Source organism: uncultured Chitinophaga sp. (genome assembly GCF_937898475.1).
Lineage (GTDB): Bacteria > Bacteroidota > Bacteroidia > Chitinophagales > Chitinophagaceae > Chitinophaga.
The window spans coordinates 40904-66424 of sequence record NZ_CALEJS010000037.1; the positions used below are offsets into that span (position 1 = coordinate 40904).

At 49.4% G+C, this 25521-nt stretch carries 16 protein-coding genes; 5 read left to right on the forward strand and 11 right to left on the reverse strand.

The window, feature by feature from the left end; genetic code table 11:
* Nucleotides 1–15: 15 nt before the first annotated feature.
* Together Q0577_RS21780 and Q0577_RS21785 are read right to left on the reverse strand one after the other, a co-directional pair.
* Nucleotides 16–2133: a nitrite reductase gene (locus Q0577_RS21780; RefSeq protein ID WP_298740122.1), complete on the reverse strand. Its 2118-nt coding sequence runs from the start codon at nucleotides 2131–2133 to the stop codon at nucleotides 16–18.
* Nucleotides 2134–2464: 331 nt separating this feature from the next.
* Nucleotides 2465–3322 carry a methylated-DNA--[protein]-cysteine S-methyltransferase gene (locus Q0577_RS21785; protein WP_298740123.1) on the reverse strand — a complete coding sequence of 286 codons (858 nt, stop codon included), beginning with the start codon at nucleotides 3320–3322 and terminating at the stop codon, nucleotides 2465–2467.
* 201 nt (nucleotides 3323–3523) lie between these two features.
* Between Q0577_RS21785 and hxpB the strand changes: the two genes are divergently transcribed.
* Entirely contained in the window at nucleotides 3524–4180 is a 657-nt protein-coding gene (gene hxpB / locus Q0577_RS21790; RefSeq protein WP_298740124.1) for a hexitol phosphatase HxpB, read from the forward strand.
* Between the two features lie 64 nt (nucleotides 4181–4244).
* Here the strand turns inward: hxpB and Q0577_RS21795 are convergent, their stop codons facing one another.
* The gene (locus Q0577_RS21795; RefSeq protein ID WP_298740126.1) at nucleotides 4245–6944 is read right to left on the reverse strand and encodes a glycoside hydrolase family 78 protein; all 2700 of its coding nucleotides are present in this window, start codon (nucleotides 6942–6944) and stop codon (nucleotides 4245–4247) included.
* A 180-nt stretch (nucleotides 6945–7124) separates the two neighbouring features.
* Nucleotides 7125–9032, reverse strand: coding sequence for a 30S ribosomal protein S1 (gene rpsA / locus Q0577_RS21800; protein WP_298740127.1), 1908 nt, complete (start codon nucleotides 9030–9032; stop codon nucleotides 7125–7127).
* 175 nt (nucleotides 9033–9207) lie between these two features.
* Between rpsA and Q0577_RS21805 the strand changes: the two genes are divergently transcribed.
* Nucleotides 9208–10098 carry a rhomboid family intramembrane serine protease gene (locus tag Q0577_RS21805; protein WP_298740128.1) on the forward strand — a complete coding sequence of 297 codons (891 nt, stop codon included), beginning with the start codon at nucleotides 9208–9210 and terminating at the stop codon, nucleotides 10096–10098.
* 132 nt (nucleotides 10099–10230) lie between these two features.
* Nucleotides 10231–11460, forward strand: coding sequence for a 4-hydroxy-3-methylbut-2-enyl diphosphate reductase (locus Q0577_RS21810; RefSeq protein ID WP_298740129.1), 1230 nt, complete (start codon nucleotides 10231–10233; stop codon nucleotides 11458–11460).
* Between the two features lie 258 nt (nucleotides 11461–11718).
* On the opposite strand, the gene Q0577_RS21815 is transcribed toward Q0577_RS21810, so the two are convergent.
* From Q0577_RS21815 to Q0577_RS21845, 7 genes are all read right to left on the reverse strand, one after another.
* A complete protein-coding gene (locus tag Q0577_RS21815) occupies nucleotides 11719–12486 on the reverse strand; it encodes a LytTR family DNA-binding domain-containing protein (RefSeq protein WP_298740131.1) in 768 nt (255 codons plus the stop codon).
* A 113-nt stretch (nucleotides 12487–12599) separates the two neighbouring features.
* Nucleotides 12600–14549 carry a tetratricopeptide repeat protein gene (locus tag Q0577_RS21820; RefSeq protein WP_298740132.1) on the reverse strand — a complete coding sequence of 650 codons (1950 nt, stop codon included), beginning with the start codon at nucleotides 14547–14549 and terminating at the stop codon, nucleotides 12600–12602.
* 585 nt (nucleotides 14550–15134) lie between these two features.
* Nucleotides 15135–15824: a (d)CMP kinase gene (cmk, locus tag Q0577_RS21825; protein ID WP_298740133.1), complete on the reverse strand. Its 690-nt coding sequence runs from the start codon at nucleotides 15822–15824 to the stop codon at nucleotides 15135–15137.
* Nucleotides 15825–15971: 147 nt separating this feature from the next.
* Entirely contained in the window at nucleotides 15972–17582 is a 1611-nt protein-coding gene (locus Q0577_RS21830) for a T9SS type A sorting domain-containing protein (RefSeq protein WP_298740134.1), read from the reverse strand.
* Nucleotides 17583–17600: 18 nt separating this feature from the next.
* Nucleotides 17601–18950, reverse strand: a complete 1350-nt coding sequence (locus tag Q0577_RS21835) for a hypothetical protein (RefSeq protein WP_298740135.1) — start codon at nucleotides 18948–18950, stop codon at nucleotides 17601–17603.
* A gap of 138 nt (nucleotides 18951–19088) precedes the next feature.
* Nucleotides 19089–20798, reverse strand: a complete 1710-nt coding sequence (locus tag Q0577_RS21840) for a hypothetical protein (protein WP_298740137.1) — start codon at nucleotides 20796–20798, stop codon at nucleotides 19089–19091.
* A 536-nt stretch (nucleotides 20799–21334) separates the two neighbouring features.
* Nucleotides 21335–23869 (reverse strand): ATP-dependent Clp protease ATP-binding subunit, encoded by a 2535-nt coding sequence (locus Q0577_RS21845; RefSeq protein WP_298740138.1) that lies wholly within the window; start codon nucleotides 23867–23869, stop codon nucleotides 21335–21337.
* A gap of 240 nt (nucleotides 23870–24109) precedes the next feature.
* On the opposite strand from Q0577_RS21845, the gene Q0577_RS21850 reads away from it, so the two are divergent.
* Together Q0577_RS21850 and Q0577_RS21855 are read left to right on the forward strand one after the other, a co-directional pair.
* Complete coding sequence (locus Q0577_RS21850) at nucleotides 24110–24481, forward strand: STAS domain-containing protein (protein WP_298740139.1); 372 nt, start codon at nucleotides 24110–24112, stop codon at nucleotides 24479–24481.
* A gap of 87 nt (nucleotides 24482–24568) precedes the next feature.
* Entirely contained in the window at nucleotides 24569–25477 is a 909-nt protein-coding gene (locus tag Q0577_RS21855) for a ribonuclease Z (RefSeq protein ID WP_298740140.1), read from the forward strand.
* The last annotated feature ends 44 nt before the right edge of the window (nucleotides 25478–25521 follow it).

The following is a 25521-nucleotide window of genomic DNA, read 5'->3' on the forward strand; positions in this document are numbered from 1 at the left end:
TTTTTAAGTGGACGATCACCCATTTACCTGCGCTGCAGCAGCGATGGACTGCCTGTATTCCTGTGCCTGTTTATAGAATGTTTCTGCCTGCTGGAAATATTGTTTGGCAAAGCTTTCAGTAGGCTCGTGCTCATTGATCTGTAATACCAGGGCTTTGAAACCGCCTGCTACCGGCAGTTTGCCGGTTGCTACAAAATGCTTGTCGAAATCATTGATAATACCGTGCTGGGTGTTACAGCTAACGCCTTCGCTCAGCAGCAGTGCTTTTGCGCCTTGTACAAAAGAAGAGTACACATGATAGATACCGTCTGCATACATGCTGGCGTTCAGCGCTTCCGCAGCCCAGGCCAGTTTTTCTTCTGCTTCAAAGAGCAGGGTGGCTACCAGGTCTATCACAACGCCAGCGCACTCGCCCACGCCAATGGCGGTAGCATAGTTCTCATCCTTGCCCCAGTCTATGAAATCTTCATCGCGCAGGGTAGCCAGATCTGTGAGTGGTTTCAGCAGATCATAGAAATAACGTTCACCCTGGCGGTCGTAATAATCGTTGAACAGTTCATTTTCCAGTGCGTTGGTTTCGTAGTCGTGCAGCAGGGTACGCAGGACATCAGGACCACGTTTGCTGGGCACTTTGATCACTTTGTCGGCTACACGGCCAACACCGTTACCAACAATACCACCGCCCAGTAATACCTGCAGGGCAGGCAATGTTTTACCGGCGCTCTTCATGGAGCTGCCATGGAAGCCGATGGCCGCGATACCATGCTGACCGCAGGAGTTCATACAGCCACTGATCTTTATTTTGATGTCTTTATTATATACCAGGTCAGGAAATTCTTCTGCGATCACTTCCTCCAGTTTTGCAGCGATACCGGTGCTGCTGCTGATCCCCAGGTTACAGGTATCTGTACCCGGGCAGGCGGTGATATCTGCGATGCTGTCAAAACCAGGTTCTGCAAAGCCGGCTGTTTCCAGTACACTGTACACATAAGGCAGGTGAGCCGGCTGAATGTATTTCAGCAGCAGTCCCTGGTTGGCGGTTACGCGCACATCGTTGGCAATAACAGGTTTCAGCGCTGCGATTAGCTGACGGGAGATTACGCTGCTGATGTCGCCCAGGGGAACGCGTACGTAAGCCGCAAAGTATTCCTGTTGTTTCTGGCGGAATACATTGGTGGTTTTCCAGGCTTCATATTTTTTTGCATCCTTTATTGTGTAAGCAGGCAGCACGGGGTTGGGATCGGGCAGCTCTACCGGCTGAACGGTGGTATCTACCACAAATGTTTTAGACTTCAGCGCTTTGTGTTCTTCCTTTACCAGTTTTTCAAACGCTTCGAAACCTATTTTCTGGATCAGGAATTTGAGGCGTGCTTTATGACGGCTGGCCCTTTCGCCGTAGCGATCAAATACGCGGAGCACATTCTCTATGTAAGGTATCAGCTGATCTTCTTCCAGGAACTCAAAGGCAGTGTGCGCCAGGTAAGGCTGGGCGCCAAGACCGCCGCCTACCATTACTTTAAAGCCCCTTACGGTTTTACCATCCACCTCGCGTACTTTGGGTATTACGCCAACGTCGTGCATAAATGCCCAGGCAGTGTCTTTATCGCTGGAAGAGAAAGCAATCTTGAACTTACGGCCCATATCCTGGCAGATAGGGTTACGCAGGAAATAGCGGAAAGCAGCGTCTGCATAGGGCACTACATCAAAGGGCTCATCGGGATCAATGCCTGCCTTATCAGAAGCGGTGATATTGCGAACGGTATTGCCACAGGCTTCTCGTATGGTGATATCATCCATATCCAGCTTGGTCCACAGTTCGGGCGTTCTTTCCAGGCTCACGTAGTGGATCTGGATATCCTGGCGGGTGGTAAGGTGGAGGTTGCCGGTAGCATATTCGTCAGACACTTCGGTGATGCGATGCCATTGCTGCAGCGTCATTTTACCATAGGGCAGCTTGATGCGGACCATCTGTACGCCGGGTTGGCGTTGTCCGTAAATACCCCTGGCCAGGCGCAGGCTACGGAATTTTTCTTCCGGTATCTGGCCCTCACGGAACAAACGGATCTTTTTTTCCAGTTCTATGATGTCTTTTTCAACAACGGGATTTTCCAGTTCTGTTCTGAAGCTTTGCATGCTGATCTATTTACGGTGGTGGTAAATTTTGTTAAAAATCAAAAGCCCCCCTGATGTGGAGGGCTTGTATATATTATTGAGATTCAATAATGTTGGTCGTACATGATATACAGCTCGCCTCCTTAACATCCTATATTCCTATAGTATTAGTGGACTATTACAAAGATAGCGTGGGAAGACAGGATTTCAAAACTTTTTTGGGGGAAATGAGGGAGGGGAGCGATAACTATTAATTATGAGTGATAACTGGGAGTTATGGGGGATATAGAGGATTGCTTCGTCGCGGTTACCCCGGGGGCCCGGGGCGCCTCGCAATGACGACGGACGGTGCTTAAGCGGTTTCCTTCAGCTCCTGTTTGGCCATTTCCCAGCCGATGATGGCTTTTTTGCGGACGGCGCCCCAGTGGTACTCACCGGGGATGCCTTCCTGGCGGATCACGCGGTGGCAGGGTATCAGCCAGGCTACCGGGTTGTTACCGATGGCGGTACCTACGGCGCGCGAGGCGTTGGGGTGTCCAATGCTGCGGGCTATCTGCCGATAGGTGGACACGGCTCCGGGCGGGATCTGCAGGAGGGCCTGCCATACCTTTACCTGGAAATTAGTGCCCTGCACCAGGAGGTGCAGCTTACCGGCGGGTAAAGATCCTTCGGGAAAGATCTGCTGAATATAGGCAGCCGTAGCTTCCTGTCCGGGTACGATGGTTGCAAACGCCCAGCGTTGTCTGAAATGCTCCAGCGCGGCCTGCTCCTCCCCTGCTTCTACGAAGCTGAGTCCGCAGACGCCACGGGAGGTAACGGCAATAAAACATTTGCCGAAAGGCGTATCATGGTAGCCGTACTGTATGGTAAGCCCCGCGCCTGCATTGCGGAACTCGTGGGGGGTGACGGCCTCTATGTTCACGAACAGATCGTACACGCGGGACTGGCTGGATAAGCCCGCCCATTCTGCTGCTTCTATCAGGTTGGCACTTTCAGCCAGCCTGTTTTTCAGGTAGGAGGTAGTTAAATACTGCAGGAACTTCTTGGGGCTGACACCTGCCCAGGCGCTGAACAGGCGCTGAAAATGGAAAGGGCTCAGGTGCACCTGCGCCGCTACCTCGTCCAGGTCTGGCTGTTCCAAGAAATGCTCAGACAGGTATCCGATAGCCGTGGCTATCCGCTCATAGTTCATTTTTTCCTGTGTTTCCATTGTATTGCAATTGTAATATCGCAAAAGTAGGCCAGATTGGAAGGGGGATCAACCTGCTTTTTGCGGAGATGCCGTTATAATTGTTGGATTTTATAAGCGCTGATGATCACACCGATCTGAATATTAGCATACTCCTAACAACGGGCGGCTAGCGACTACCGACTTTTAAGCGTAACTTTGCGGCGCAAACAGACAAGTACTATGATGAACACGGTGATTTTTGACATGGATGGCCTATTGATTGATTCTGAACCACTTTGGGGGATCGCTATGCGGGAGGTATTCGCTACAGTAGGCGTGGAGCTCAGTTCGGAGCTCAGCTCCCTGACCACGGGGCTGCGTACGGTAGAAGTGGTGGACTACTGGCATAACTATTTCAAGTGGAACGGTAAAAGCAAGGAGCAGGTCACCACAGAGATCATTGACGCGGTAACCGCCAAAATACTGGCCCAGGGCAACGCCATGGACGGTTTGCATTATATACTGGAATATTTCCGTGGAAAGGACTGGAAGATCGGACTGGCCTCCTCCTCTCCTATGCGTTTGATCAAATCTGCCCTGGATCACCTGGATATCAGTCCTTATTTTCACGCTGTCTGCTCCGCCGAATTTGAATCACACGGTAAACCCCACCCCGCGGTATACCTGGCCTGCGCCAAAGCGCTGAATGCCGATCCGCTGCATTGCCTGGCCTTTGAAGATTCTGTTACCGGTATGGTCGCCGCCAAGGCTGCCCGCATGAAAGTGGTGGTAGTACCGGAAGCGCATAAACGCAGCGATAAACGCTATGCGCTGGCAGACCTTCAACTGGACTCGCTGAGAGCGTTCAATGACGAGCGGCTGAAACTGCTGCTGTAACACTCACACACCTTCACTACGGTTATGGCCCGGATTTTATGCCGGCGATCTGCACCTGTTCCCATCAGCGCGATGCGGTAAAATGGTGCTCACCGGAGCCTGCATTTATGACCTTGTTGCTGCCCGGCAGCACTACCCTGGCCTTTGTGTTGGCAGGCAGCCTCAGATCCAGTGTGAACTGCTTACCTTTTTTACGCCAGTGCACCTCCACCCTGCCATGCGGGGTTTCAAAACCTGCCTTTACCCAATCTATGCCGTCTACAGGTTGCGGCGCAATCTCCAATGTAGAAAAGCCGATATCATTATCCGCCTGGCGGATGCCTGCGAGGCCGTTATATAACCATTCCATCAGGTGCCCCAGCATCATGTGGTTGTTAGACACAAAACGAAGCGCCGGCCAGGATTCTGTCAGCGCCGTAGCGCCGTGCTTCAGCTGGAAAGCGTAACCCGGCACATCATCGCGGTTGTTCATATCATATAACAATTGCGATTGTCCGTTATTGCTCAGCACATTCACCAGGTAATGATAGCCGATATCCCCGGCAGTAAGTTTGAAGTTACCGCTGCGGATGGAATCTGCGAGATTGCTGATCACTTTATCCCGGTATTGTTTATCTGCAAGGCCCGTGTACAGGGGCATGGCGTAGGCTGTTTGGCTGCCGGTGGCATACACGCCGGTGGCGGGGTTGAAGAACCTGTTATTAAAAGCCAGTTTTATACTGTCGGCCAGCAGCGTATAGTGCCGTTCGTCAGCGGTTTTGCCTAAGGCATGCGCTATTTTTGCCATCACGTCAGCGTCCTGGAAATAGATAGCCGTAGCCGTTAGTGAGAGCGGAGTAAGCTGTGCATAGCCTGGACGGCCGGGCCCCATATCGAACCAGTCGCCCAGGCCATAATCCAGTATATGACCATTTGAGCGCTGGCGGAGGTATGTCAGGTAGCGCTGCATCATATTATAAGCCCTGTTCAATACCTGTTTGTCGCCATACCAGGTGTAGAGAAACCAGGGTATCTGTATACTGGCGCTGCCCCACTCAGGCGAGTCGCGGAAGCCGCCGTCGAACACTACGTATTCCGGGGCAATATCCGGCACCAGGCCATCGGGAGTCTGTGCGGCGATCATATCATCCACTGTTTTATTGTAGAGGTGCAGGATATCGTAGTTATAACCTACACAGGCGCGCAGCAGGTAGGTTTGCTCCAGCCAGCCGAGCTTTTCACGGTGGGGACAATCGGTGGATACGCTTGCCATATTGCTGCGGATAGCCCAATTGATCAGGCTATGTATCCTGTTGAACAGTGTATCTGAACATTCAAAACTACCGGCGGCAGGTGCGCTGTTGCGGGTATGCAGGAAGGTAATGTCCTGTAACCGGGCTGAGTCGCCGGGCTTGAAATCGTTCACCGGCACGGCGCCTTCTACCATGGCATAGCGGAAGCCATAATAAGTAAAGCGGGGCGTCCATTCTTCCACCCCATCACCTTTAAGTGTATACGAAAAATAATAAGGGGAGCCGCTGGCCTTCTGGTAGGGCTCTCCGTTGTCGTCCAGCAATTCGGCGGGCGTGATGCGTACCGTTGCGCCTTTGAGGCCTTTTACCTTCAGGCGGATGATGCCGGAAGCATTCTGACCGAAGTCTGCCACATATTTTCCTGTTTTGGAAATAGCCGCTGTTTTCACCGCGAAGGAATCCATTACCTGTAGCGGATAAGCCATCTGGGCATGCATTTCACCGCCGGGGCTTTGTACCTGCAGTGCCGGACGCCAGGCTGCATCATTAAAGCCTGCCTGGCACCACCCGCTTTGTTCCAGGTTGGCGTTATAATCTTCCCCGCCATATATGCTGTTGAAAACAACCGGTGAGGGCGCTGTTTTCCAGGAGTTGTCTGTCACGATCTCACCGGAAGAACCGTCGGTATACCGGATGAGCAGTTTAAGCCGCAGCATGGGGTAACCTTGTGCGATCACGAGTTTACGGTAACGCTCGCGGTTGATATTGAGAAAGCCATTGCCAACGATGGCGCCAATGACATTCTCCTGCTGCTGCAGCTGTTCGGTGATATCAAATGTATTGTACAAGCAGGTTTTGGAGTAGGTGGTCCAGCCGGGCGCCAGGAAATCATTGCCCACCTTTTTACCATTGAGGTACAGTTCATAGTGCCCCAGGCCGCTGACAAATACCAGGGCCTGTTGCACCCTTTTCTCTATCGGGAAAGATTTGCGCAGGTAGGGCGACAGGGAACGCTTCAGCGCTTTATCCCCCAGCTTATTGCCGCTGCCGTGCACACCGGGGTACACAACCATCGTATCCGGCAGGGCTTCATAGCCTATCCATTGGGCCGATGACCATTCCTGCTGATGGAGGATACCGGTGATAAAGTGATCGCCCAGGGGGGCTACCGGGCCTTTGTTGGTTTCGACTTCCACCTTCCAGTAGACCGTGGCAGCGCTTTTCAGGGGTTTGCCCCTATAAGGAATAAAAACGCTGTTGGCTGAGGCGATCTTCCCGGAGTTCCAGAGATCGGGAGTGGAGTTCAGCAGCTGCGGGGAGCTGGCTACGAGGATGCGGTAACTTGTCTGCACCACGTTCTTTGCGGTGGAAGCCAGTTTCCAGCTAAAGACGGGATGTGCGCGGTCTATACCAACGGGCGACTGCTTTGCTTCGCAGCGGAGGTCCTGCAGGGTAACGGGCTGGGCAAAGCCCAATTGCGAGCATAGTAATAGTAAGAGGATACTTACGTGGAAATAGTGTTTCAGTATCATGCTGTTGTTGCTTAAGGTATGTTGATGTCAACGGTCCTGTGGGGGCTGAATGTAATAATAAGCCTGCAAAAAACTAACCTCTGCTGTCATAGGGCGGGTGATCAGGTGGCAACATGGGGCAAAAAAAAATCCCTTCCCGTAAACGGGAAGGGATTTTATATGAGCGTTTGAAGCTTCAGATTACTGCTGGTCGCCTTCTTTCTTCTCGCCGCCTTCAGATTGCTTCAGCTTTTCCCTCAGTTCGGCCAGTGCGCCAAGGTCGCCCAGAGTAGCTTTTTCTACTTTGCTCTGGATGTTCTTCACTGCCTTACGGGTTTTGTCAGCATCTGCTCTCTTTTCTTTGGCAACGGCTTCTTTTTCTTCTGCTTTAGCCTGTTCCCAAACCCTTGTATGAGATACCAGGATACGTTTTTCGCTGCGGTCGAATTCGATGATCATGAATTCTTTCACATCTTCCACGTTGATGGGTTTCTCATCTTCAGTTCTGAGGTGGCGTGCAGGAGCGTAAGCTTCCAGGCCATATTGCAGCTGAACGGTAGCGCCTTTCTCATCTTTCTTCACTACAGTTCCTTCATGCAGCGAACCGATGGGGAATATAGTTTCGAAAGTGTTCCAGGGATCTTCCTCGATCTGTTTGTGACCAAGGCTCAGCTTGCGGTTGTCTTTATCGATACCCAGGATAACTACTTCTATTTCGTTACCTACTTTAGTGTACTCACTGGGGTGGTTAAAGCGTTTGATCCAGCTCAGGTCGGAGATGTGGATCATACCGCCGATACCTGTTTCCAGCTCTACGAATACGCCATAAGGAGTGATGTTCTTCACGATACCTTTGTGACGGCTGTCGAGCGGGAATTTGGTTTCGATAGTAGCCCAGGGATCTTCGGTGAGTTGTTTGATGGACAGGCTCATCTTACGCTCATCTTTGCTCAGGGTAACTACTACTGCTTCGTATTCTTCGCCTAATTTGAAGAATTCTTTTGCATTGATAGGAGTAGAAGCCCAGGAGATCTCGGAAACGTGTACCAGGCCTTCTACGCCGGGCAGGATTTCGAGGAACGCGCCGTAATCTTCGATGTTCACCACTTTACCTTTCACTTTAGCACCTTCGGTGATGTGAGCGGGTAAAGTATCCCACGGATGCGGGGTCAGTTGTTTGTAACCGAGGCTGATACGTTTTTTCTCGTCGTCGAAGTCGAGTACCACCACATTGATCTTCTGATCCATCTGGAGTATTTCGCTCGGGTGAGATATACGTCCCCAGCTGATATCGGTGATGTATAACAGACCATCGAGGCCGCCCAGGTCGATAAACGCGCCAAAGTCGGTGATGTTCTTGATGGTACCTTCCAATACCTGGCCTTTTTCCAGTTTGGAGATGATATCCACTCTCTGTTGTTCGATATCGCTTTCGATGAGTGCTTTGTGGGAAACTACGGCGTTGCGGATGGCTTCGTTCACTTTCACCACCTTGAACTCCATGGTTTTGCCTACAAACTGGTCGTAGTCTGTTACCGGTTTCACATCGATCTGGGAACCGGGCAGGAATGTTTCCATACCGTAAACATCTACGATCAGGCCGCCTTTGGTTTTGCTGGTAACGATACCAGTAACCACTTCGCCTGTTTTGTAAACTTCCACGATCTTTTCCCATGCACGTTGCTGGCGCGCCTGTTTGCGGCTCAGGTGCAGGTTACCGTCGCGGTCTTCTTTTTCTACAACGAGTACTTCCACTTCGTCGCCCACTTTAACGCCGGGCAGGTCGCGGAATTCGTTGAGGGAGATCAGACCGTCGGATTTGAAGCCGATGTTGATCACGGCATCGGTTTTGGTTAAACCAACCACTGTACCGTTGATCAGGCCATTCTCCTCGATCACCTTAAAGGTGCTCTCGTACGTCTGGTCGTACTTTACTTTTTCTTCTTTGCTGTAAGAAGATACGTTACGTTTGTCTACGCTCCAATCGAAGTCATCGTGAGCGGTAACGGCAACAGGAGCATTTGGTGTCGCTGTTTCTGCCGCGGCAGGTGCTGCCTGCGGAGCCTGTTGTTCAGCGTTTTGTTCGTTAGTAATGTTGTTTTCTGCCAAAATTTGGTTCCTCCATTTAATTTAATTTCCCAGGGCGTTAGCCTACCGATTAAGACCGGGACGGGCCACTACCCTTTAACGGGACGGCAAAGATACGTAAAAAAAGGGGCGGAACCCTTAATTTAGTGAAAATTTTTGGCCAACTCATTTGCCCGTTAAATAGTAATTTTCAGTTATGAACGGAACCTCTTTTCAATCGGATATTCGGTACTGGCTGAGACAAGGAAACACAGTTAACCACCTGCTTTTCTGGAATATAGCCATTTTTGTGGTCTTAGGCCTTTTACGCCTGATCGCTTATTTCAGCAGGGCGGGAGCTGTAGCTTTTACGTTTGTCTCAGACCAATTGGTGTTACACAGCAACCTGGAGGTATTGCTGAGAAAACCCTGGGGATTATTCACCTACATGTTTGCACACATTAACATTTTTCACATATTCTTCAATATGCTGAACCTGTATTGGTTTGGCAATCTTTTCCGGGATTTCCTGGGCAATAAGCGGATCCTGCCGCTCTATCTGCTGGGCGGCCTGATGGGCGGCGTACTGTATATGCTGAGCTTTAACCTGCTGTTCCCCGCTGCGGTGAATCTGCCTTTGCTGGGCGCTTCTGCCGCCGTTATGTGCCTGCTGGTGGGCAGCGCCACCCTGATGCCCAACTACGAAATAGGGCTGTTGCTGCTGGGCAGCGTCCGGCTGAAATGGCTTGCGATGGCCATTATAGTGCTTGACCTGATTTCCATCCCCCAGGGAAACATAGGCGGTATCATTGCCCATATAGGCGGAGCCGCACTGGGATTCATATACATCCGTCTCCTGAAGAACGGTACAGACCTTTGCCAACCCCTGATGTGGGTGTTTGACGCCCTGTCTGGTGCAAATACCGCCAAACCTCGTCAGAAGCGCGCGTTCAAACCTAAAAAATCACCCCTGAAAGTGGTGAAGAAAGCCCAGGATGAAAACCGTCAGCTTAAACTGGACCAGCTGCTGGACAAGATCAACGAAAAAGGCATCGGCAGCCTGAGCCCGGAAGAACGGGCCTGGCTGGATAAGCACAGTAAGGAGTAGCTGTTAGCTGCTGGCTGTTAGCTTTTAGCCTGGGTGCGGATAGGGTCAGGGGGGATTTTCCGGTGACCGGCAACTAACAGGCAACTGACAAGTAACAAACAACAACTTGCAAGTAATGACTAAATTTGCAGCATGAAGACATTTAACGTTCCCATTATATACCGCAGCCCACTCATTACCGCCATTAAAAACAAGCGCAAGCAGCAGGACAGGATGAAGAAGAATTTTAAGCCCACCGCGCTTGATTTTGGGGCGTTAAAGATATTACTGGCCCGGCACTTCGGGTTTTGCTACGGTGTGGAGAACGCCATTGAGATCGCTTTCAGGACCGTTGAAGAGAACCCCGGCAGGCGCATCTTTTTGCTCAGTGAGATGATCCATAATCCGCACGTGAATAATGACCTGCTGGAGAAAGGCGTACAATTCATTATGGATACAGCCGGCAGACAGCTGGTGCCCTGGGAGGACCTGCAGCCGGATGATATTGTGATCATACCTGCCTTTGGCACTACCCTGGAGATAGAAGCCCGGCTGAATGAACTGGGCATTTCCCCTCTACAATACAATACCACCTGTCCTTTTGTGGAGCGGGTATGGAATAAGGCCGAACAGATAGGCCAGAAAGACTATACCGTTATTGTACATGGTAAACCGGGGCATGAAGAAACCCGGGCCACTTTTTCTCATAGCCGGCATAACACGCCTACTGTGGTGGTAAAAGACATGGAGCAGGCAAAGATCCTGGGAGCGTTCATCAGCGGTGAGCGGCCTGCCGCAGAATTCGCGGAGCTGTTCAAAGGACAGTACTCTCCCGGTTTTAACGTGGAAACCGACCTGCAAAGGGTGGGTGTAGTGAACCAGACCACCATGCTGGCCACCGAAACCCAGGCCATAGCCGACTACATCCGCAGCGTGATCATCAGCAAATATGCTGCTACGGAAGACAATGCGGCAGAACGTTTTGCCGATACCCGTGATACCTTATGCTATGCCACCAATGACAACCAGAGTGCGGTGAACGGCCTTTTACAGGAAGACGCCGACCTGGCCATCGTTGTGGGCGGGTATAACAGTTCCAACACCTCTCACCTGGTGGAGCTGTGCGAAGAGAAACTGCCTACTTACTTTATCTCATCCGAAGAAAAGATCGTTTCTGCCAATGAGATCATGCACTGGGATTTCCATCACAAACAGGAGCTGCACAGCTTTCGTTTCCTGCCGGATCAAACGCCGGTGACCATTATGCTGACCAGCGGGGCTTCCTGCCCGGATGCGTTGGTGGAAGGCGTGATCCGTAAACTGCTTGGGTTCTATGGGCTGGAGCATAAGGCGGATGAACTGGCGGCAGCGTGGACAAATTGATGGTGAAAGGGAAAGCCCTTAAATTGACATCGGTTGCAAATTATACTAATTAAAAAAGACACCTGTAAGGTGCCTTTTTTCTTTGGGGCTACTCAATGCTAGTAATGCAGAGAAAAAAAGAGTTTATATAAATTTTATATTGTGATCGTGTGACTTACTGAAACAAAAATACCTGATCTAAAAACCTTACACAACTCACATTTATTATCCGGCGGAGATTTTCAAATAAGTGGCGTAAAAACGGATAAATCCGGATAACTAGAATTGCATGGCCCTTTTAAGGAACTCCGCTTTTCTTCTTCTTGATACTTCTACCTGCGTGCCATCTGTCATGAGCGCAAAGCCGCCCTCACCCTGTATATAGGACTGCATCTGCTGCAGGTTGATGAGGTGTGAGTTGTGCACCCGGAAGAAATCCATATCGGAGAGCATCTCCTCAAACTCCTTCAGGGGACGGGACACCAGCAGGTGCTTTTTATCTGTAAAGAATATCTTGGTATAGTTGCCTGTAGACTCACAGCGTACAATATTCTGTACAGGCATGAACACAAGACCGTTGATTGTAGGCAGGGCTATTTTGCGGTGGGTTTGGTGGAGTGTTTTCATATTGGCCAGGAACACATCGAGGGGCGAGATGTTATTCTCTTTCGGGCGGCCGGCGGCTTTTCTATCACGGCATTTCTGTACGGCCTCCTGCAGCTCCTGGATACTGAAAGGTTTCAGCAGGTAGTCTAGTGCGTTGAATTTAATGGCCTTTAAGGCATATTGTTCAAAGGCTGTAGTGAATATCACGTCAAAGGATATCCTGTCAAATAGTTTCAGCAGTTCAAAACCATTCTGGTAAGGCATTTCCACGTCCAGGAATACCAGGTCGGGCTGTGCCTCGTCGATAAGGGCTTTGGCCTCTCTTACGCTGTTAACGCCTGCTATGACTGTTACTTCCGGGCATTTCTTCTGTAACATGGTTTGCAGGGCATCTATACAGTGTTGCTCATCGTCCACAATGATAGCTTTGATTTCGCTCATGCGTTCAAGTGTTTTAGTTGTAAGTCTGTGTATAATAAGTTTGAAAGTTTACGTGTTTGAGCGTTTGAGACGTTCGCGAACGTTTTAAACGATTAAACTTTTAAACTTTCAAACTAAAAAATCAGCTCTACGGGAAGGGTAAGCTTTACCTGTGTGCCAGCCGGCCTGCCTTCCCCGTCTTCCAGATCTGTAATTATTACGTTAGTGTCCCTGCTGTTATTGATCTTCCTGATCAGATCTATACGGCCTTCTGTAACCTGCATGCCCATTGAACGGTGGGTCACTCCTTTCTTAGCCTTTATTTCCATGGCCCTTTTACGGCCGATACCATTATCTGTAACTATGCATACAAGTGTACGGCCATTCAGCATCATATCGATGGAGAGCAGGCCTTTACCTGATTTATGCACCAGACCATGCCAGATGGCATTTTCCACGTAGGGCTGGATGATCATTGGGGGGATCATCACTTCTTCATCATTGATCTCATCTGCCACGGTGATGTTGTAGTCAAAGACCCCGTTGCAGCGCAGCCGTTCCAGGTCGAGGTACAGGCGTAGTGATTCCACTTCCTTGTTCAGCGATATAAAGGTATGCTGGGTATTATCCAGGATCATACGCATTAGCCGGGAGAACTTGGTTAGGTAGTCTGAGGCCTCCTCCTGGTTGTTGCTCCATATGAAGCGGTGGATGGAACTTAATGAGTTAAAGATAAAATGCGGGTTCATCTGCGCACGCAGGGAACGCAGTTCCAGCTGCAGGGTGTGTTTGTTGGCCTCCAGGTTACGGTGACGGATATAGAAAAATCCGCCGATGGCCAGCATGAATAAAAAGCCTGCGGTGGAAAGCGTATACACAATGTTACGTTTGGTACGCAGCTCGCTTATCTGTTTATCATGTTCCAGTAATTTGATCTGGTTGTCTTTACGGTCTACTTCATATATAGCCCTTGTCTGGGCCAGGGCCAGGGCGGAGTTCTCATCCAGTATGCTATCCTTGTACAGCAGCGATTTATTCAATGCTGCCAGGGACTTTTCAAAATCCCCGCTGGCTTTATAGTCTGCAGCCAGGGCTTTATAGCCTTCATACAACATAGATTTGAACCGCCAGAAAAGGCTCAGGTCGATCGACTTCTGAAAATAGGCGCGGGCTTCCTCGTGTTTGCGTTCCTTACTCAGCAATTTACCAATATTCAGGTAGCTTTCCGCGGAGTGCACCTTGTCATCCACTTTATCATTGATGGCCAGGGCTCTTTGCAGGGCATCCATGGCATGTGTATAGTCCTTTTTTTCCTGGAAGGCGGCGCCCAGGGAGTTGTAGCATATCACCATGCCCGTGGTGTTCTTCAGCTTCCGGTTCACTTCCAGCGAGCGCTTGTAGAACTCGATGGCCAGGTCTGTTTTACCTAGGCCCTGGTAGGCGTAGCCGATATTGGCCAGGTTAATGGCCACCCCGAGGTCATTCTTATTCTTTTCTTCGAGCGACAGGGCTTTGGTAAAGTGGCCGAGGGCCTCTGTGTATTTCCCGGTGGAGAGTTCGATATTACCAATACTATTGATTGCTACACAGATATTGCGAACATCATTGGCCTTTTCTGCTGCGTGGAGGGCCCTGAAATGGAGCTCGAAGGCTTTCTGCAGCTGGTCCATCCGGCGGTTATCTACACCGGCGTTGTTCAGGGCATTACTGATCAGGCGGTTATCTTTTGTTTCCTCTGCATATTTTATCGCTTTCTCGTGGAGATCCGCCGCAAGTATATATTGAGATTTGTTCCGCTTGGAGGTGCCTACTTCGTTATAGGCATGCGTAAGGCCCCGCGCATATTTCAGGCGCAGCCCAAGGTTGATAGCTTCCTGCAGGAAGGTATTCTCCTCTTTTCTCTCATCGTAAAAACGCGCCATTGCCCTCCCCCTTTCAATGAACCATTTTACTTTATTGGTGTCATTTGGCAATGTTCTGGCAGAATCGAGCGTACGTTGTACCAGCAATGAGTCCTGCCCCAGTACGTTTACACTTGCCCAAACGGCTAAACTAAATAAGATACATACACCTTTGCTGAACATGGATCAGTAGGGTAATAGAACTAACACAATTTAAATAATTAATAATTAAGAATGAATAATTAATCATGCTTACGGGTTGCTGACCTGTAAGATGGTATTCATAAAAAAAGCGAAAGGGCGAAAGAATTCGCCCCTTCTTCCTATTAACCGAATACACCTACTGAAAACATGAAATAAGACCGGTTTCCCAATCCTATTCCACATTAAGTTTATAACAGCCGTCCTGGCAACCTGTCCGGCGTTTATTTTATATACAAATGCTCTATATACGGTTAATAGCTTAGAGGTCCTTCTTGGATACAGCCAGGGTAAAATTTTTCCCAAAGCAACACATTATGATCAAGTACTGACTATATACAAATACCCGTTATGCCTATGTTCTACTGTCTGCACAAAATCTTTATCACTTATTGAATACCAATAAGACCAAAGCATGGCTTTTACATACGGATAAGGTGGAAAAAAATGTATAAAGGAAATTCGAAAGGATGTGGTAAACTATCTGAGGCTTCCGTAGGTCACGGAATCAAAACAAATGTATAAAACGTTTCTCTAAAACCGAAATAATATTTATGAAAGAAATGGTTATGAGGGTTGTACGATCATGACATCCTCTACCCATTGCAGGGCTAACCTGAGCTGGTCATCCATGCTTAACTCACTGTTATCCAGTATAATAGCATCATCTGCCCTGCGAAGGGGGCTGATCTCGCGGTTGGAGTCGATATAATCCCGCAGTTCAAGATTTTCTTTTACTTCCTGCAGGGTAATGTGTTTGTTCTTTGCATAGAGTTCTCTGAAGCGGCGTTCTACGCGAACAGCGGTATCTGCGGTCATGAAGATCTTCAGTTCGGCATGGGGGAATACCGTGGTACCGATGTCTCGTCCGTCCATCACGATGCCTTTCTTCTCTCCCATTTTCTGTTGCTGCGCTACTGCAAACTCACGCACTTCACGGATGGCGGCTACCTCGCTCACTTTCTCTGCTACGAGCATCTCGCGGATGAGATGTTCGATATTTTCTCCGTTGAGGTAAATGTCTGACTGGGACGTTTCGGGGTTATACTCAAATTCCAGGTGAATATTTTCCAGCGCAGCTTTTACCGCTGCGGTATCCGACCAGTCCACACGGTTTTGAATGAAGTAGAAGGTGATGGCCCGGTACATTGCTCCGCTGTCTATGTAGATGTAGTCCAGCTCCCTGGCCAATTGCCTGGCCAGTGTGCTTTTTCCGCAGGAGGAATAACCGTCTATCGTGATGATGATCTTCTTCAAACCGTTAATGTTTACACAAATGTAGTAAAAAGATGAAAAAACAGGACATGTTTGAAAGTTTGAAAGTTTGAGGGTTTAAAAGCCTGAGGGTTTGAAAATTTATACGTTCGCGAACGTTTTAAACTGTCAAACCCTCAGACTTTTAAATTATTGTTGTCCCAGCACTTCCACCTTACAACGGTATGCTACCTGTTGGGTTGCTTTATGATACAATACCAGGAAGTACATGGCGGCGGGCACTTCGCGGATCTCTACATCTGCATCATTTTGTACGTCGTACTCGCGCAGTACCTGTCCCCAGGTGTTCATCAGCTGCATCACCAGCGGCGTACGGATGCCGCGGATACGTACATGGAACTGGCCCATGTTCGGGTTAGGATAGACATCTATCTTGATCAGCGGCGGCACGGCCCTGATCTCTGTGTAGCTAACCTGTCCGGTGCGTGAAACGGCTTTTATACGGTAGTAGGTCCAGACATCGGCGTCGTTATTATCCAGGTAGGGGTAATCGATGCGGTAATTGCTGTATCCGCCGGGCGCCCTGGTGGGTACCCTGGCAATGGTGGTAAAGTCTGTTTCACCATCAAAGCGGCGTTCGATCTCAAACACGGCATTGTTGACTTCCTTGCGGGTAGACCATTCCAGGCGTACCTGATCGATAGAGATACGCCAGGCATTGAACAGGATAAAGTCTGCCGGGGGCAGCAGCACCGGGAAGCCGATCGTTTTGGAGAAAAACTCCTGGCTGGCCAGTCCGCCGGGAAAACTGCGCAGGTGCATGGTAGCGCCCGTTCCCATGGTTTGAGTGGTAAGCGTACCTGTTTGCGGTTGGTAAGGCAGTTGTGGCAGGCGGTCCCAGGTGGCGCCGTTATAATGAATAATATAGCTGCTGTCGCGGTAGGCGGCGTACAGGGGCATTTCGGCGGTGTTCATGTGCTGCAGGATCACATCTGTCTGGGCTTTGCCTGTTTGGCTGTGGCCGATATCCCAGGTTTTGTAGATAAAGGTATCTTGCAAAAGCGCACCGCTAATTGCGTTCTGGTAGATGTTGTCGAACACGCGCACTTTGAAGTTATCAGGGGCGCCCTGGGTGGCGATGGCCGCCGGGGCATAGTTGCCGACAGCTGTACCCACGGGGAAAACCACCCTGCCTGTGGCGGCGGTGAGGCCTTCGCGGTAGAGATAGCCCCCTGCGGCTCCTGTACCTGTTACCACGAAACGATGGTCGCTGTAGCCGGTAATGTTGCCAGGGGCGTTCTGCCCTACAGACAGGTTCCAGCCATTCAGGAAGATATGACCACTATTGAAATGAAGCGTATTGCGGATCTTCAGATCGCTCAGGTCTTCCAGGATCAGGCCTGCGGAGTTGCTCAGCTCCAGGTTGGGGAAGCTGGCGCCCATACCGCCGGCCACACTGTAAGCGCCAAAGATGCTTTGCTGACCTGTATTACCGTATAATGTATTGTTGGAAGAAAAGCGGAATATGCCACCGGTGCCGTTGAGACCTCCGGTGCTTTCATCGGGCAGGGAAGCGGCGTTGCCGTTCACCCAGCGTTTACCGAGGAAGTAGAATAATGCGTTGGGATTGGAGCCGAGGGTACCCTCCTGTTGCATATTGCCGTAGAGCGCAACGGGAGCATTGCCGAATATCCAGGCTTGTCCGCCGGGGGGAATGTAGGCGGATTGCTGGGCAAAGGACAAAGCCGTTATGCCTGACAGGAATGCGGTTAGTAGATATTTCAGTAGTCTTCTTTTCACTTGATCGGTTCTCTCTTATTAACTTTTAGAAAGAGTATACCAGTTGTTACCATCTGACTGGAGCATAAAAGAAAGATTTGCGGTCCCTCCCATATTTAACGTACCTGAACCGTCAACGTTTCCGCCGTTTGATGTTATGCCCACAGTACCGGAGCCACTTATGCGTTTTACGACATATACCCTTCCCGGACATGATGAAGCAGCAGGAAGCGTTATAGTGGCGTTTCCGTTACCAGTTTTAATAATTGTATAATCAGTAGCGGTCACTGTAGTACTGCCGTTTACAGATCGTATAGGCAATGAAAAGCTACCATTCAGATCAAGTGTACTTGTCGGCGCATTGGAACCAATAGCCAGCGACTTACTGCTATTATTCCAGAAAAAGTTGGCAGCGTCCTGTCTCACCTCCGTATTAGCGTCAGAGGTTTTGCCTGCAAAGATGATCCCGCCATCTGTAAAGGAGTTATCACCATGTGTGGTTACCACTTTATACCAGGTATTACCAGTATTTGTAGTCAGCGGATCAACGCCACCCCATTCTTTCAGGGCCAGGGTGTTTTTATCAAAGTAAAGCTGGGTAGTGAACGCATTGGTTGGACTGGCCTGCATCTGGAAGGATAATACACTCCATGCATGGGCGCCTGTACCAAGCGGACCGTTTTGCACAACGCCGGAAATGGGACTGGCCCAGATCTTCATCCTGTACTGGGGATCGGGTGCGGTTGCTTTCGATATATCGTTATCTGTAAGTGTTCCGTACGAAGCACCACCTGTGATATCCTGTGAAGGCAACCACATGGCCCTGGTAGGATTCCATTTCAAGACATCACCGTTACCGGGTACAGTATCCAGCACCCTTCTGCTTTGGATCTTGCTGGCATTCCAGATAGCCAGTGCACTGTCGGCATATAATGTACCACCGGTATTCAGCTTCAGAGAGCTGTTCAGGCTTATTTCCTGCATGCTACCTGCTCCGGCGGTGTACCTGCCCAGCAAACGCTGGGTATTGATGTTCTGAAATTTTGCGAAGCTAACTGCCTGGTTACTGATTGTAGCGGGAACTGTTCCTGTTCCAGTACCGGTAAGATCACCGCTTAAGGTAATAGTACCGGTTCCGGAGCCTGTGGACAGTTTTCTCCATCCTGCAAGCGAGCGGATATACAGGCTGTTATCTGATTTCAAATAGATCAATGTACCGTCATCGGCGGTGAATAAGGGGGATAAAGCGGTTGTATCGTTAACGCGTGTTAACAGCAGTCCCTGGTTATCGCTTTCCAATTCCAACAGGGCCGACTTTTTCAGTACAGTAGGGTTTTTACCCAGCTTCAGTTGCTGTGCCTGTGCTGCGGCAGATATGAATATCAGCAACGCTGCTAATTTACAGATACGGGAGGGTAGAGTTATATTCATCATCTCAGGATCTCATGGATAGTTCAGGAAAAAGGAGCTTACAAAACGGTGTTAACAGGAACGGCATATAGCCGTTCCTGTTAACTGAAAATATCCTTATTTCTTAATGATGTACCAGTTGGTACCGTCAGTTTGCAGTGTAACGAAAGTCCAGTCGTTATAAATAGGATAGCTGGTGCCACCTTCTATCTGTGCACCGCCTGCAGGAGTGATTGTTACGCCATTATCAAGACCACCGGCAATTTTCTTGATGGTATAGATACGGCCTTTGATAGTACCTGCAGCAGGCAGGGTAATAGTTACAGGGGCAGTAGCAGCATCTACCAATACCGTATTATCTGTTGCGGTAACTGTGTAGTTGGTATTTACTGTAGTGATAGCCAGCGCCAGTGAACCTTCTACCTGGAGGGTAGAGTTAGGCCTTGTTGTTACACCAACCGCTACAGAGTCCCTGTAGTTCTTGGCGCCTGCAAAAGCCTGTGCACCGGTTGTTACCACACCGCGGGCAGTTACAGCAGCATCAGGAACGTTCAGGGTGATCACGTTGGCAGTAGTAGTGCTATCAAAAGCAACGTCATTCCCGTCTGTACCGTTCTTAAAGTGAACAGCGGGACCTGTCTGACCGTTAATGCTCTGTACAGCGCCATCGAAAGCAGCGGCGTTCAGTGTTTTCTGAGAGATCACACCGGAGGCAGCGCGGATCAGTACATCGTTCTCAGCAGCAGCAGCAGCAGGAAACGCGTTTGTAGCAGTCAGCGTATTATCCAGGGTAGTAGCACCAGCAAGGGTAGTTGCGCCGTTCAGGGTAGCAGCACCATTCAGGGTGGTTACACCGGTTACGGTAGCGTCTCCGCCTACTACCGCATTACCCGTAACATTCAGGTTAGCAGCTGCAGTCAGGTCATCCTGGAAAGTTTTAGCTCCGGCAAATGTTTGTGCGGCTGTAGAAACGGCACCGGGATTGGTGGCATCTGCAGCGTGCAAAGTCAAAGTACCGGTAGCTGCGTCCAGTGATAAACCGGTGGCAACGGGAGTAATAGAGAAGGTACCGATCACGATCGCTTTCTGTGCGTCGTTGATCCTGTTCCAGTCAGCCTGTGTGAGCAGACCTCTTGTTTTAGTACCATCCTGTGTGGGTATATTGAACCTGTGTTCACCAGTACCATTATGTACGATGTTAAAATCCATACCTGCGCTATCCACCTCCAGTGTCTGGTCGGGAGTGAGATCGCCATTCAGGCTGGAGATCACGTTGGAAAATGCGGCAGCAGGCATCGTGCGTCTCATCACGGCGCCGCCTGTACCGAGTACCAGTACTTCTACTTCAGCGGTTCCTGCTGCTACGTTTTTCAGTTCTACGTTACCGGTGGCCGTAACACGCACGGCTTCTGTAGCGTTTGTACGGATAGATAAGGCCTGCGCATCGCTGGTACCAATGTAGTTATTAGTAGGGTTGGTACCTGTGTTACCGGTTAAGGTCCAGTTGCTGCCTGCAACAGAAGCGTCGGCCATTTTTACCCAGTGACCGAATTTCCTTACATACAGGCCCCTGTTAGGACCAGGTGTAACGCCGTCTGAGAAGTAGATGATCATACCATCCAAGGGAGCAAGGGCATTGATCGCGGCAGTGTCAGTAAGACGGGGCAGCAAAAGACCCTGTCTGTTGGATTCCAGTTCCAATACAGCGGAACGCTGGATATTGGTAGGATTGTCGCCCACTTTCAGCTGGGCTTTCGAGGTAAGGGCGCCTATAGTCAGGGCGCCAGCAAAGAGCAGCTTCGCTGCAATGCGTAAAGATCTGTTCATGGTATAAGGATAGTTATCAGTCCAATAATGTTTGAAGGGGTTACCTTCTTCACGGATATTTAATTTTCACCAATTTTAGATTACATCCATTCATTAATATAAAAAGCCACGGGAGCGGATGCGCGCTCAATGCAGCTGCTATTGTTCTACTGTTTGTCCCCAATAATTTAATGGCCAAAATTGCTGCCGGTTAAGATCCGGCATATCAGTGTTTCCGTTATAACGTTAATGTTGCACACTGTTATTCAGATACTGAATAAATATCATATCACAAAAATGAGTTATTTATGTAGTAACTAAAATGGTATTATGGTACCATTTTATATGCAAGTTTTACTCTATGTGAAAGTACCTGATCCGGGTGTACGTATGATAATGAGGGGTGAAAGTGCAGAAAACGCAGGTAAAGCGTTTGCGGGGGAACTGACTGCGGTGAAGTTGCGCGGGATTAGCTCACATGTTCGTGTTACTTAAAATAGTAATCCCGACCCGGTAGGCCGGATCGGGATCTTAATTTTAACAAAGCATTCTATTTATTATGCTTCTGATTTCTCTGATTTGTTGCTTTTGGGCTGATTTTTAATGGTAAAGATCAGCTTCTGGTTTTCTTTATCCAGGTCTGCTACCAGGATATCCCCGTTATGGATGTTCATATTGAGGATCTCTTCTGCCAGAGGATCTTCCAGGTATTTCTGGATGGCCCTGTGGAGCGGACGGGCGCCAAACTGCTGGTCGTAACCTTTCTCTGCGAGGAAGCCTTTTGCTTCGTCTGTCAGTTCGAGGCTGAAGCCCAGGTTGTTGAGGCGTTTCAGTACGCTCTTCATGGTGATATCGATGATCACATAGATATGTTCTTTGGTCAGTGAGTTGAAGATGACCACGTCATCGATACGGTTGAGGAACTCGGGGGAGAATGTCCGTTTGAGTGATTTCTCGATCACTGCCTTGGTATTTTCCTCTTCGTTCATGGCTTTGGCACCTGTAGTGAAGCCCACCCCTGCGCCGAAGTCTTTCAGCTGTCGCACCCCGATATTGGAGGTCATGATGATGAGGGTGTTCTTGAAATCCACTTTACGGCCCAGGCCATCTGTAAGTATACCGTCGTCCAGTACCTGGAGCAGGATGTTATAGATATCCGGATGTGCTTTTTCGATCTCATCCAGCAGGATCACGGAGTAAGGTTTACGGCGTACTTTTTCGGTGAGCTGACCGCCTTCTTCGTAACCAACGTATCCCGGAGGCGCACCTATCAGGCGGCTTACGGAGAATTTCTCCATATACTCACTCATATCTATACGGATCAGTGAGTCTTCGGAATCGAACATGTACCGTGCCAGGGCTTTTGCCAGCTCAGTTTTACCCACACCGGTAGGACCGAGGAAGATAAAGGTACCGATTGGCTTTTTAGGATCTTTCAGACCTACCCTGTTACGTTGGATGGCTTTGGTAACCTTGGAGATGGCTTCGTCCTGTCCAACTACAGCGCCTTTCAGGTCTTCACCCATGCGGCGGAGTTTTTCAGATTCGGCCTGCACCATACGTTTAACGGGAATGCCGGTCATCATACTCACTACTTCTGCGATGGCTTCTTCATCGATGGGGTAGCGTTTATGTTTCACTTCTTCTTCCCAAACTGCTTTGGCGCGTTCCAGGTCTTCTCCCAGTTTCTTTTCGGTATCGCGAAGGGCTGCTGCTTCTTCGAAGCGCTGGCTTTTCACGACCTTATTTTTTTCCTGTTTGATATCCTCGATCTGTTTTTCGAGGTCCAGGATGTTCTGCGGAACGTTGATGTTCTTCAGGTGTACGCGGGCGCCTACTTCATCCAACACGTCTATCGCCTTATCGGGCAGCAGACGGTCTGTCATGTAGCGGTCGCTCAGTTTTACACATGCGTCGATAGCTTCTTCTGTGTAGCTAACGTTGTGATACTCTTCATACCTGGGTTTGATATTGTTGAGTATCTGTATGGTTTCGTCCACGGTGGGCGGATCTACCATTACCTTCTGAAAGCGGCGGTCCAGCGCGCCATCCTTTTCGATATACATACGGTATTCGTCCAGGGTAGAAGCGCCAATGCATTGGAGTTCGCCACGTGCCAGGGCTGGTTTGAAGATATTGGAGGCATCGAGTGAGCCGGAAGCTCCGCCGGCGCCAACGATGGTATGGATCTCATCTATGAAGAGGATCACATCCCGGTTCTTTTCCAGCTCGTTCATGATAGCCTTCATCCTTTCTTCAAACTGGCCGCGGTATTTGGTACCGGCAACGAGTGCAGCGAGGTCAAGGCTTACCACACGTTTGTCGAATAATACGCGGGATACTTTCCTTTGCACGATGCGCAGCGCGAGACCTTCCACGATAGCGGTTTTACCCACACCAGGTTCGCCGATCAGGATCGGGTTATTCTTTTTACGGCGGGAAAGTATCTGGGACACTCTCTCAATTTCCTGCTCGCGGCCAACAATGGGATCCAGGCTTCCGCTTTCAGCGAGCTTGGTGATATCCCTGCCAAAATTGTCCAGAACCGGAGTTTTAGACTTGGTGTTGGTTTGCTTGCTTTTTGAGGCGAAACTTTTTCTTTCGTCCTCAAATTCCTCTTCGCCCGGGTCGTCAAACTCGGCTTTAGGATCTGCTGACTTTACAAAGCCCAGCTCGTTTTTAAAAGTATCGTAGTCCACGTCAAACTGTTGTAAGATTTGTGTACAAACGTTTTCCTTATTCTTGAGAATAGACAGCATCAGGTGCTCCGTTTCAACGGTAGGGCTCTTTAAAGCCTTTGCTTCGAGTACAGTGACCCTGATGACCTTTTCTGCCTGCCTTGTTAGTGGAAGACTATTGATATTGGCAATGTTCTTACCGGTCTTGTCTTTTACGGCCAATTCAACCTCTTTGCGCAATTCATAGAGGTCCACATTCAATGCCTGCAGAATTTTTACTGCGGTGCCTTCACCCTCACGAATTATGCCCAGCAGCAGGTGTTCTGTGCCTATGAAATCATTTCCCAAGCGTAAAGCCTCCTCCCTGCTAAACGAAATGATCTCCTTTACTTGCGGTGAAAAATTCTGGTCCATTGTGAGATTATTAAATTATTAAAACCCTTACGGGGGCTTGCTTATACAATATTAGCAAATAATTTTGATTCTTTTGATCTAACACGTTAATAGTATAAGATTTACTTTTGTGCTGTGTGTTGCAGGAAAAGACTGTGATAATACCTACGGAGAAAGCGACTTTTCAGTTGCCGCCTCTTAGAGAATTTTCGCGGTTTCCCTCAATTACTTTACTAAATGTACTAAACAAGGTCCGGCCTTATGCGATTCAAAATTGATACCAAAGAAAAAATAGTGATTTTCCGACCGGAATTTCCGGTGCTGGATGCTAATTTGTCAGAAGCATTCGTTCGCCGGATCATTGAATTACCCGAGCTCAATGGCAGGAACCTCATACTGGATATGGCATTGGTTGAGTCTGCAGATGAGGCCGGAATACAGGCCATTTTAACAGTGTATGGGCAACAGTATGACAGTAACCTTTCCTGCGCTATTACAAACGTTAACAACACTTTAACAGCTGCACTCAACAAAGACTGTGAATACGAACTAAACATTACCCCTACCCTATCCGAAGCCATCGATATGGTAATGATGGAATCATTGGAAAGAGATCTGCTGGATGGGGAATAGTTGTTAGCTATTGGCGGTTAGCAGTTTGCTTAGGGATGCCGGGAGTGGTTAGTGGCCAGAATTATGTATTTTCGGCTTTTTTGAAATATGTTTGGAGTCACAATCTTAGGCAACAATTCTGCCATACCAACCGCTGAAAGACACCCTACCTCACAGGTTGTTACCTCCAATGACCAGGTGCTTATGATAGACTGCGGAGAAGGCACCCAGTTGCAGCTTGCACGCTTCAAGATCAGGCGCAGCAAGATGCGGCACATTTTCATCAGTCATTTACACGGCGATCACTACTTTGGTCTGATAGGGCTGATAAACAGCCTTAACCTGCTGGGCCGTACGGAACCGCTTACCATATACGCACCTCCCGAACTGGAAACAATTATACACCTGCAGCTGGACAGCTCTTTTACCCAGCTGAAATTTGAGCTTTCCTTTGTTGCACTGCTGGCAGAACAAGCTGGCGTTATCCTGGATGAAAAAGATCTGCAGGTAAGCTATTTCCCGGTTAATCACCGCATTCCCTGCTTTGGGTTCATTTTTGATCAGCAACGCAAAAAGCGGAAAATCATCCCCGACCAGGCCCATGCCTATGAAATACCGGCCGCCTATTATTCCCAGCTGCAGGAAGGGGCTGATTATCAACGTAAGGATGGGTTGCTGGTAAAAAACCATTGGGTAACCCTCCCCCCTTCCAAGGGCAAAAAATATGTGTATTGCGCCGATACCATCTATGACGAGGGGCTGCTTCCTTACCTGGAAGGAGCTGACCTGGTGTACCATGAAACTACTTATCTGCATGGCCTGGCAGAAAGGGCAGCGGAGCGCTACCATACCACCTCTGTGCAGGCTGCCACCCTGGCCCTGAAGGCAGGCGCCAAACGGCTCCTGATCGGCCATTTCTCCTCCAAATACACGGAACTGCAGCCATTCCTGGATGAATGCCGCCCGGTTTTTCCCAATACGGACCTGTCTGTAGAGGGGGCCACTTTTATTGTCTGATGAAAGGTCACTAAGACTCCAGTAAGCTTACACGAAGGTTCCAC